General features: G+C 65.1%; 2 protein-coding genes. Both read left to right on the top strand.

All coding sequences use genetic code 11. The annotated features are described in order from the left end of the window. The first annotated feature begins 248 nt into the window (after positions 1-248). Positions 249-512, top strand: a complete 264-nt coding sequence (locus ACEPPP_RS09470) for a type I secretion C-terminal target domain-containing protein (protein ID WP_374090856.1) — start codon at positions 249-251, stop codon at positions 510-512. 181 nt (positions 513-693) lie between these two features. Beyond that, entirely contained in the window at positions 694-12,213 is an 11,520-nt protein-coding gene (locus ACEPPP_RS09465) for a DUF5801 repeats-in-toxin domain-containing protein (RefSeq protein ID WP_374090855.1), read from the top strand. The last annotated feature ends 67 nt before the right edge of the window (positions 12,214-12,280 follow it).

Genomic DNA, 12,280 nt, shown 5'->3' with positions numbered 1-12,280 from the left:
AACGGTTATAGAGTGGATGTTCGGGTCGTGAGGCGGTTGGTTGCATCGGCTTGAATCTTCACCTCACACGGCGGTGTCATAAAACAGGCGCCGCCGCAAATTTTACCCGAAGTCAGCGCTCTTTCTACTGCGATTTTGAAAAAATGCGGTTCTGGCGATTCATCTCGCGTAGCATACGGAAATTTGATCTTACAAAGTACCCGACTTTAAAGTGTGTCAAAATGCCTCGTGTTGAATGAGTAAAGGTCATGAACTCAAGTTCTCCCGTCTCAAGCAGTCAATCCGGAAATCTAGACATCAGGGATTTGCTGGGCGATATCCAGGCTGAATGTCTCAGCGACTATTTGACGCTCTCGATCCGCAGTGACGGCAATCATACGACGGTCAGTGTTTCCACAACCGACATCCATCCTGAGACCTTCACGGCTGTTTTGCACGGGGTTGCCGCAGCGAATTTGCAGATGCTGCTAAGCGAAACCACGGTCAATGCCTCCCGTGATCCGATAGTCTGATTCGCTGCGTCCGGCAAGTCATCCCCTCTGCCTGCCGACAGGCAAAAATTCGCGTCTTAGTACCAAAGTACAATACTCAATTGCGAGTGATTGTGAAACAATCATAACATCCGCTATTTTCAGTAGCATCAGATTCTATACCAATCAAAGTAAGCAATTCCCCTGGTGGAGAGTATCAAACATGGCAAAATTCGGCATCGTAAAATTTGTGGCGGGTGTGGTAAAGGCGGTTTCGGCCAACGGCGTCGAGCGCGTACTCCATACAGGGGATAAGGTTCTTCTGGACGAGGTCATCGCCACCGCGGATAACGGCAACGTCGTGATCGAATTCGATCACGGCACGACCCTGGATCTCGGCCGTAATCAGCAGATTACGCTGAATGAAGATGCAATGTCTCCAGAGAATCCGGCCGCATCAGCCGCCGCCATTCAAGCGGCGACCGGTACGCAAGGCGAGGTTGTAGCTGTTCAACAAGCCTTATTGGCCAATGTGAACTTCGATCCTAACAAGGCGTTGAAAGCGACTGCCGCGGGCGAAGCCAAGTCGGCCGACAGTACCGAGCAGCCCAGCCCCGAGGGCAACGAAGGCCACGGCGCGGTTTTTGTCGTGGAGTATAACGCTCCCACATCACAGCCGGACAGCGGTTACGATACGATAGGCATAAACTTCGGCTTCCCTCCGCCGATGGACGTGTTGATTTTAAATCCTGCACTCGCGTCCGACGCCCCCCCTTTTCTTGAAATAACCCCTCCAGACGGGCAGGGAGATCCTGGAGTGGTCTATGAGAAAGGTCTGCCCAATGGCTCCGATCCGACGTCTAATGCCCACATCGTTTCCGGGGGAAAGATTACCGTTGGGGACCCGAATGGCTTGTCGGATATAAAAACCATTACCATCGGCGGTCAGACTTTTGATGTCGGGGGCAATAAGCTGCCCACCCTTGTTGGCCAAACGATTCCTGGATCGCACGGGACTATTACGATAACAGATTATGATGGTAAGGGGACATACACCTACACCTATACGCTGACTGAAAATGTCGTCGATGATTTTCATACGACAGATGGCAATCCTAATCCTGGTCAAAATCCCGACGTTCCCGAGACCGATGGTTTTCATGTCACTGTCTCCGACAAGACCGGCGGCCATTCCGAGGGCGATATTACCATCAGGATAGCGGACGACGTACCGACCGCGGTAAACGACACCGACACTATTCCCGTCGGCTCTTTCGATCCGGCAACGGGCAAAGTGATTACCGACGCCGAAGGCGATGGCGGTAAGGACACCCAGGGCGCGGACGGCGCCACGGTGACGGCGATCGCCGGCAACAATCCGGGCGGCTCGGCGCTGACGGCGGTGGGCGCCGGCACGACCGTCAACGGCCAATACGGCCAGTTGACCATCAACGCGGACGGCAGCTACAGCTACAGCCGCAGCGCCGGCACGCCGGGCGGGGTGAGCGACGTGTTCACCTACACGCTGACCGATGGCGACGGCGACGCCAGCACGGCGACGCTGACCATCGCCATCGCGGACGCCCCGGTGAGCCTCACCGACCTGACGCCGCAAGCGAGCGGCGGCGAGTTGAGCGTGTTCGAAGCCAACCTGGCCGATGGCTCCAGCCCGAACGCCGGCGCGCTGACCCAGGCCGGCACGTTTACGCTGAGCTCGCCGGACGGCATCGCCGCGCTGACGATCGGCGGCAATACCTTCATCAACAACGGCGTGTTCGCGGGCGGTTCGTTCACGACGGCGCTGGGCAACACCCTGACCGTGACCGGCTACGATGCGGGCACCGGCGTGGTGAGCTACACCTACACGCTGAACGACAACGCAACCCATGCCAACGGCTTGGGCGCTAACGGCCTGTTCGAAGACTTTACGGTGGTGCTGACCGACCAGGACGGCGATACGGCCAACGACACCCTGTCGGTCAACATCGTCGACGACGTCCCGGCCGCGGCCGCGGACTTCGACACCCTCGCCAGCGGCACCTTCGGCCCTGCGACCGGCAACGTGATCACCGACGCGGAAGGCGACGGCGGCGCCGACACCCAGGGCGCGGACGGCGCCACGGTGACGGCGATCGCCGGCAACAACCCGGGCGGCTCGGCGCTGACGGCGGTGGGCGCCGGCACGACCGTCAACGGCCAATACGGCCAGTTGACCATCAACGCGGACGGCAGCTACAGCTACAGCCGCAGCGCCGGCACGCCGGGCGGGGTGAGCGACGTGTTCACCTACACGCTGACCGATGGCGACGGCGACGCCAGCACGGCGACGCTGACCATCGCCATCGCGGACGCGCCGGTGAGCCTCACCGACCTGACGCCGCAAGCGAGCGGCGGCGAGTTGAGCGTGTTCGAAGCCAACCTGGCCGACGGCTCCAGCCCGAACGCCGGCGCGCTGACCCAGGCCGGCACGTTTACGCTGAGCTCGCCGGACGGCATCGCCGCGCTGACGATCGGCGGCAATACCTTCATCAACAACGGCGTGTTCGCGGGCGGTTCGTTCACGACGGCGCTGGGCAACACCCTGACCGTGACCGGCTACGATGCGGGCACGGGCGTGGTGAGCTACACCTACACGCTGAACGACAACGCAACCCATGCCAACGGCTTGGGCGCTAACGGCCTGTTCGAAGACTTTACGGTGGTGCTGACCGACCAGGACGGCGATACGGCCAACGACACCCTGTCGGTCAACATCGTCGACGACGTCCCGGCCGCGGCCGCGGACTTCGACACCCTCGCCAGCGGCACCTTCGGCCCTGCGACCGGCAACGTGATCACCGACGCGGAAGGCGACGGCGGCGCCGACACCCAGGGCGCGGACGGCGCCACGGTGACGGCGATCGCCGGCAACAACCCGGGCGGCTCGGCGCTGACGGCGGTGGGCGCCGGCACGACCGTCAACGGCCAATACGGCCAGTTGACCATCAACGCGGACGGCAGCTACAGCTACAGCCGCAGCGCCGGCACGCCGGGCGGGGTGAGCGACGTGTTCACCTACACGCTGACCGATGGCGACGGCGACGCCAGCACGGCGACGCTGACCATCGCCATCGCGGACGCGCCGGTGAGCCTCACCGACCTGACGCCGCAAGCGAGCGGCGGCGAGTTGAGCGTGTTCGAAGCCAACCTGGCCGACGGCTCCAGCCCGAACGCCGGCGCGCTGACCCAGGCCGGCACGTTTACGCTGAGCTCGCCGGACGGCATCGCCGCGCTGACGATCGGCGGCAACACCTTCATCAACAACGGCGTGTTCGCGGGCGGTTCGTTCACGACGGCGCTGGGCAACACCCTGACCGTGACCGGCTACGATGCGGGCACCGGCGTGGTGAGCTACACCTACACGCTGAACGACAACGCAACCCATGCCAACGGCCTGGGCGCTAACGGCCTGTTCGAAGACTTTACGGTGGTGCTGACCGACCAGGACGGCGATACGGCCAACGACACCCTGTCGGTCAACATCGTCGACGACGTCCCGGCCGCGGCCGCGGACTTCGACACCCTCGCCAGCGGCACCTTCGGCCCTGCGACCGGCAACGTGATCACCGACGCGGAAGGCGACGGCGGCGCCGACACCCAGGGCGCAGACGGCGCCACGGTGACGGCGATCGCCGGCAACAACCCGGGCGGCTCGGCGCTGACGGCGGTGGGCGCCGGCGTCACCGTCAACGGCCAATACGGCCAGTTGACCATCAACGCGGACGGCAGCTACAGCTACAGCCGCAGCGCCGGCACGCCGGGCGGGGTGAGCGACGTGTTCACCTACACGCTGACCGATGGCGACGGCGACGCCAGCACGGCGACGCTGACCATCGCCATCGCGGACGCGCCGGTGAGCCTCACCGACCTGACGCCGCAAGCGAGCGGCGGCGAGTTGAGCGTGTTCGAAGCCAACCTGGCCGACGGCTCCAGCCCGAACGCCGGCGCGCTGACCCAGGCCGGCACGTTTACGCTGAGCTCGCCGGACGGCATCGCCGCGCTGACGATCGGCGGCAATACCTTCATCAACAACGGCGTGTTCGCGGGCGGTTCGTTCACGACGGCGCTGGGCAACACGCTGACCGTGACCGGCTACGATGCGGGCACCGGCGTGGTGAGCTATACCTACACGCTGAACGACAACGCAACCCATGCCAACGGCCTGGGCGCTAACGGCCTGTTCGAAGACTTTACGGTGGTGCTGACCGACCAGGACGGCGATACGGCCAACGACACCCTGTCGGTCAACATCGTCGACGACGTCCCGGCCGCGGCCGCGGACTTCGACACCCTCGCCAGCGGCACCTTCGGCCCTGCGACCGGCAACGTGATCACCGACGCGGAAGGCGACGGCGGCGCCGACACCCAGGGCGCGGACGGCGCCACGGTGACGGCGATCGCCGGCAACAACCCGGGCGGCTCGGCGCTGACGGCGGTGGGCGCCGGCGTTACCGTCAACGGCCAATACGGCCAGTTGACCATCAACGCGGACGGCAGCTACAGCTACAGCCGCAGCGCCGGCACGCCGGGCGGGGTGAGCGACGTGTTCACCTACACGCTGACCGATGGCGACGGCGACGCCAGCACGGCGACGCTGACCATCGCCATCGCGGACGCGCCGGTGAGCCTCACCGACCTGACGCCGCAAGCGAGCGGCGGCGAGTTGAGCGTGTTCGAAGCCAACCTGGCCGACGGCTCCAGCCCGAACGCCGGCGCGCTGACCCAGGCCGGCACGTTTACGCTGAGCTCGCCGGACGGCATCGCCGCGCTGACGATCGGCGGCAATACCTTCATCAACAACGGCGTGTTCGCGGGCGGTTCGTTCACGACGGCGCTGGGCAACACCCTGACCGTGACCGGCTACGATGCGGGCACCGGCGTGGTGAGCTACACCTACACGCTGAACGACAACGCAGCTCATGCCAACGGCCTGGGCGCTAACGGCCTGTTCGAAGACTTTACGGTGGTGCTGACCGACCAGGACGGCGATACGGCCAACGACACCCTGTCGGTCAACATCGTCGACGACGTCCCGGCCGCGGCCGCGGACTTCGACACCCTCGCCAGCGGCACCTTCGGCCCTGCGACCGGCAACGTGATCACCGACGCGGAAGGCGACGGCGGCGCCGACATCCAGGGCGCGGACGGCGCCACGGTGACGGCGATCGCCGGCAATAACCCGGGCGGCTCGGCGCTGACGGCGGTGGGCGCCGGCGTTACCGTCAACGGCCAATACGGCCAGTTGACCATCAACGCGGACGGCAGCTACAGCTACAGCCGCAGCGCCGGCACGCCGGGCGGGGTGAGCGACGTGTTCACCTACACGCTGACCGATGGCGACGGCGACGCCAGCACGGCGACGCTGACCATCGCCATCGCGGACGCCCCGGTGAGCCTCACCGACCTGACGCCGCAAGCGAGCGGCGGCGAGTTGAGCGTGTTCGAAGCCAACCTGGCCGATGGCTCCAGCCCGAACGCCGGCGCGCTGACCCAGGCCGGCACGTTTACGCTGAGCTCGCCGGACGGCATCGCCGCGCTGACGATCGGCGGCAATACCTTCATCAACAACGGCGTGTTCGCGGGCGGTTCGTTCACGACGGCGCTGGGCAACACCCTGACCGTGACCGGCTACGATGCGGGCACCGGCGTGGTGAGCTACACCTACACGCTGAACGACAACGCAACCCATGCCAACGGCTTGGGCGCTAACGGCCTGTTCGAAGACTTTACGGTGGTGCTGACCGACCAGGACGGCGATACGGCCAACGACACCCTGTCGGTCAACATCGTCGACGACGTCCCGGCCGCGGCCGCGGACTTCGACACCCTCGCCAGCGGCACCTTCGGCCCTGCGACCGGCAACGTGATCACCGACGCGGAAGGCGACGGCGGCGCCGACACCCAGGGCGCGGACGGCGCCACGGTGACGGCGATCGCCGGCAACAACCCGGGCGGCTCGGCGCTGACGGCGGTGGGCGCCGGCGTCACCGTCAACGGCCAATACGGCCAGTTGACCATCAACGCGGACGGCAGCTACAGCTACAGCCGCAGCGCCGGCACGCCGGGCGGGGTGAGCGACGTGTTCACCTACACGCTGACCGATGGCGACGGCGACGCCAGCACGGCGACGCTGACCATCGCCATCGCGGACGCGCCGGTGAGCCTCACCGACCTGACGCCGCAAGCGAGCGGCGGCGAGTTGAGCGTGTTCGAAGCCAACCTGGCCGACGGCTCCAGCCCGAACGCCGGCGCGCTGACCCAGGCCGGCACGTTTACGCTGAGCTCGCCGGACGGCATCGCCGCGCTGACGATCGGCGGCAACACCTTCATCAACAACGGCGTGTTCGCGGGCGGTTCGTTCACGACGGCGCTGGGCAACACCCTGACCGTGACCGGCTACGATGCGGGCACCGGCGTGGTGAGCTACACCTACACGCTGAACGACAACGCAACCCATGCCAACGGCTTGGGCGCTAACGGCCTGTTCGAAGACTTTACGGTGGTGCTGACCGACCAGGACGGCGATACGGCCAACGACACCCTGTCGGTCAACATCGTCGACGACGTCCCGGCCGCGGCCGCGGACTTCGACACCCTCGCCAGCGGCACCTTCGGCCCTGCGACCGGCAACGTGATCACCGACGCGGAAGGCGACGGCGGCGCCGACACCCAGGGCGCAGACGGCGCCACGGTGACGGCGATCGCCGGCAACAACCCGGGCGGCTCGGCGCTGACGGCGGTGGGCGCCGGCACGACCGTCAACGGCCAATACGGCCAGTTGACCATCAACGCGGACGGCAGCTACAGCTACAGCCGCAGCGCCGGCACGCCGGGCGGGGTGAGCGACGTGTTCACCTACACGCTGACCGATGGCGACGGCGACGCCAGCACGGCGACGCTGACCATCGCCATCGCGGACGCGCCGGTGAGCCTCACCGACCTGACGCCGCAAGCGAGCGGCGGCGAGTTGAGCGTGTTCGAAGCCAACCTGGCCGACGGCTCCAGCCCGAACGCCGGCGCGCTGACCCAGGCCGGCACGTTTACGCTGAGCTCGCCGGACGGCATCGCCGCGCTGACGATCGGCGGCAACACCTTCATCAACAACGGCGTGTTCGCGGGCGGTTCGTTCACGACGGCGCTGGGCAACACCCTGACCGTGACCGGCTACGATGCGGGCACCGGCGTGGTGAGCTACACCTACACGCTGAACGACAACGCAACCCATGCCAACGGCCTGGGCGCTAACGGCCTGTTCGAAGACTTTACGGTGGTGCTGACCGACCAGGACGGCGATACGGCCAACGACACCCTGTCGGTCAACATCGTCGACGACGTCCCGGCCGCGGCCGCGGACTTCGACACCCTCGCCAGCGGCACCTTCGGCCCTGCGACCGGCAACGTGATCACCGACGCGGAAGGCGACGGCGGCGCCGACACCCAGGGCGCGGACGGCGCCACGGTGACGGCGATCGCCGGCAACAACCCGGGCGGCTCGGCGCTGACGGCGGTGGGCGCCGGCACGACCGTCAACGGCCAATACGGCCAGTTGACCATCAACGCGGACGGCAGCTACAGCTACAGCCGCAGCGCCGGCACGCCGGGCGGGGTGAGCGACGTGTTCACCTACACGCTGACCGACGCCGACGGCGACGCCAGCACGGCGACGCTGACCATCGCCATCGCGGACGCGCCGGTGAGCCTCACCGACCTGACGCCGCAAGCGAGCGGCGGCGAGTTGAGCGTGTTCGAAGCCAACCTGGCCGACGGCTCCAGCCCGAACGCCGGCGCGCTGACCCAGGCCGGCACGTTTACGCTGAGCTCGCCGGACGGCATCGCCGCGCTGACGATCGGCGGCAATACCTTCATCAACAACGGCGTGTTCGCGGGCGGTTCGTTCACGACGGCGCTGGGCAACACGCTGACCGTGACCGGCTACGATGCGGGCACGGGCGTGGTGAGCTACACCTACACGCTGAACGACAACGCAACCCATGCCAACGGCCTGGGCGCTAACGGCCTGTTCGAAGACTTTACGGTGGTGCTGACCGACCAGGACGGCGATACGGCCAACGACACCCTGTCGGTCAACATCGTCGACGACGTCCCGGCCGCGGCCGCGGACTTCGACACCCTCGCCAGCGGCACCTTCGGCCCTGCGACCGGCAACGTGATCACCGACGCGGAAGGCGACGGCGGCGCCGACACCCAGGGCGCAGACGGCGCCACGGTGACGGCGATCGCCGGCAACAACCCGGGCGGCTCGGCGCTGACGGCGGTGGGCGCCGGCGTCACCGTCAACGGCCAATACGGCCAGTTGACCATCAACGCGGACGGCAGCTACAGCTACAGCCGCAGCGCCGGCACGCCGGGCGGGGTGAGCGACGTGTTCACCTACACGCTGACCGATGGCGACGGCGACGCCAGCACGGCGACGCTGACCATCGCCATCGCGGACGCGCCGGTGAGCCTCACCGACCTGACGCCGCAAGCGAGCGGCGGCGAGTTGAGCGTGTTCGAAGCCAACCTGGCCGACGGCTCCAGCCCGAACGCCGGCGCGCTGACCCAGGCCGGCACGTTTACGCTGAGCTCGCCGGACGGCATCGCCGCGCTGACGATCGGCGGCAATACCTTCATCAACAACGGCGTGTTCGCGGGCGGTTCGTTCACGACGGCGCTGGGCAACACGCTGACCGTGACCGGCTACGATGCGGGCACCGGCGTGGTGAGCTATACCTACACGCTGAACGACAACGCAGCTCATGCCAACGGCCTGGGCGCTAACGGCCTGTTCGAAGACTTTACGGTGGTGCTGACCGACCAGGACGGCGATACGGCCAACGACACCCTGTCGGTCAACATCGTCGACGACGTCCCGGCCGCGGCCGCGGACTTCGACACCCTCGCCAGCGGCACCTTCGGCCCTGCGACCGGCAACGTGATCACCGACGCGGAAGGCGACGGCGGCGCCGACATCCAGGGCGCGGACGGCGCCACGGTGACGGCGATCGCCGGCAATAACCCGGGCGGCTCGGCGCTGACGGCGGTGGGCGCCGGCGTTACCGTCAACGGCCAATACGGCCAGTTGACCATCAACGCGGACGGCAGCTACAGCTACAGCCGCAGCGCCGGCACGCCGGGCGGGGTGAGCGACGTGTTCACCTACACGCTGACCGATGGCGACGGCGACGCCAGCACGGCGACGCTGACCATCGCCATCGCGGACGCCCCGGTGAGCCTCACCGACCTGACGCCGCAAGCGAGCGGCGGCGAGTTGAGCGTGTTCGAAGCCAACCTGGCCGATGGCTCCAGCCCGAACGCCGGCGCGCTGACCCAGGCCGGCACGTTTACGCTGAGCTCGCCGGACGGCATCGCCGCGCTGACGATCGGCGGCAATACCTTCATCAACAACGGCGTGTTCGCGGGCGGTTCGTTCACGACGGCGCTGGGCAACACCCTGACCGTGACCGGCTACGATGCGGGCACCGGCGTGGTGAGCTACACCTACACGCTGAACGACAACGCAACCCATGCCAACGGCTTGGGCGCTAACGGCCTGTTCGAAGACTTTACGGTGGTGCTGACCGACCAGGACGGCGATACGGCCAGCGATACCCTGTCGGTCAATATCGTCGATGACGTACCGAGCATTGACGTGGCGGCGACTAACGAAGCGGGCGTCGTGCTGGCTACCCAGGACGCGCAAACCATCAACGCCCTGACCGACATCGACGTTTCGAGCGCCAATTTCGGTGGAGTCTTCAACATTGTCTCTTCCGTGCCGGGTGCGGACGGAGGGTCGCCTAGCCTGACCTATGCGCTGAGCCTGGCGCAAGGAGACGGGGCGCTCTCCGGCCTGACTAGCCACGGCGCGGACATCCACCTGTACCTGATCAACGGTGTGGTGGTCGGCTCGGTCGCGACGAACGCCGCTTTGGCTTCGGCTTCGGAGAGTGATCCCAGCAACATCTTCTCGATTGCGACGGATAACGGCGGCGTCGTGACGCTGAAGCAGTTCCAACACATCGACCATGCGGTGGGGACGAACTCGACTAGCCTTGCCGACGGCCTGGTCAACTTGACATCTACAGCGACAATCATCGACGGCGACGGCGATTCCGCGAGCGACAGTGCCGTCATCGATCTTGGCGGCGGCAACATCCGCTTCGATGACGACATGCCGAGTCTCGCAAATAGCGCGACTAACGATACGATTCTATCCATAACCAAGGATAAAGATACCGTCGGCGCCAATACCAGCACGGCCACCGTCAATTTCTCCGGTGCCTTCACGATCACTCCGACGTTCGGCGCAGACGGCCCGGCGGCGTCTAATTCGCTGGTAACGACTTATGCGATGAACGTTTTGAATGCCGCATCCGGCTTGTTCAGCAACGGCAGCGCGATTTTTCTGTATCTTATCGGCGGCACTGTCGTGGGTTCGACGTCTAACACTCAAGCCGGCGTTACGACTGCGAATACTGTTTTCGATGTCAGCGTCGACAATAGCACCGGCATTTTGACCCAAAATCAATACCAGCAAATCGATCACGCTGCGACGGGCGCCGCCGGCACGATTCGTCAGCTTGCCACGAACCGTGTCCAACTGGTGGAAACGACGACCGTGACCGATTTCGACGGCGACACGGCGACGTCGACCGCCAGCCTCGATCTGGGCGGTAACATCCGCTTTGAGGACAGCACTCCGACGGTCGGCGTTGCCATTGACCCGGCCGTTCCTTTGCCGGTGTTGACCGTTCAGGATGCCGACCTGGTCAGCAATCCCAGCGATGTTGCCACAAGCAGCGCTAATTTCGGCAACGTCTTTGTTTTCACCTCCGATGCGGGCGGCGATAATCTGGACAGCAATGGCGTGCAGATTAACTACGCATTTAATATTTTGGCTAACGGCGTCAGTTCAGGATTGAGCCACGACAATGCGACGATTCGCCTTTTTATTATGGACACCAATGCGGATGGAGCGAACGACACCGTCGTCGGTTCCACCTCGGCAAATTTCGCCGGCATTACGGCCGCCAATACCGTCTTTAACGTCGCGGTGGATAACGCCGGCGTGGTGACGCTGACGCAATTCCAGACGATAGACCATCCCACCGGCAGCAGTTCGGTCAATTTATCCGGCATTAGCTTAACTGCGCTGATTGGCGCGACCGATTTCGATGGCGATACGGCTGCGCCAAAAAATATATCGGTTAGCCTTGATCAGCAGCTTGTCTTTCAGGATTCATTTACCGGCAGTCCGGGCAACGATGTGATCAACGGCGGCGCCGGCGACGACACCATAGACGGCCGCGCCGGCGATGACATGTTGTCCGGCGGCGCCGGAAGCGATACGTTGACCGGCGGAAGCGGCGCCGACGTCTTCCAATATCTCGACGGCGATTTGAACGGCGGCGGCGTGGATCACATTACCGACTTCGATGCGTCCGCTATTCCGGCGGCTGGCGGCGATACGCTGGATATCCGCGACCTGCTGATCGGTTTTGGCGGCGCGACGGCGGGAGATGCGGTGACGGACGGCTTTTTGCAATTCGCCGACAACGGCGGCGCTACCTCGGTGCAAGTCGATACCGACGGTGCTGCAAACGGCACAAGTTTCCAAACCGTAGCCGTTTTGGACAGCGTGGCCTTTACCGATGCGAATGCCGCGTTGACGCAATTGCAGGACAATATCACGGTGGCGTAAAACTAGGCTGTAACCGGGGTTACGACATCATCGACAACCTGCCTTCCAACGGTAACTTACAGACCTA

This window comes from Methylomicrobium lacus, assembly GCF_041897535.1.
GTDB lineage: Bacteria > Pseudomonadota > Gammaproteobacteria > Methylococcales > Methylomonadaceae > Methylomicrobium > Methylomicrobium lacus_A.
This window is presented reverse-complemented; position numbering and strand designations above follow the sequence as displayed.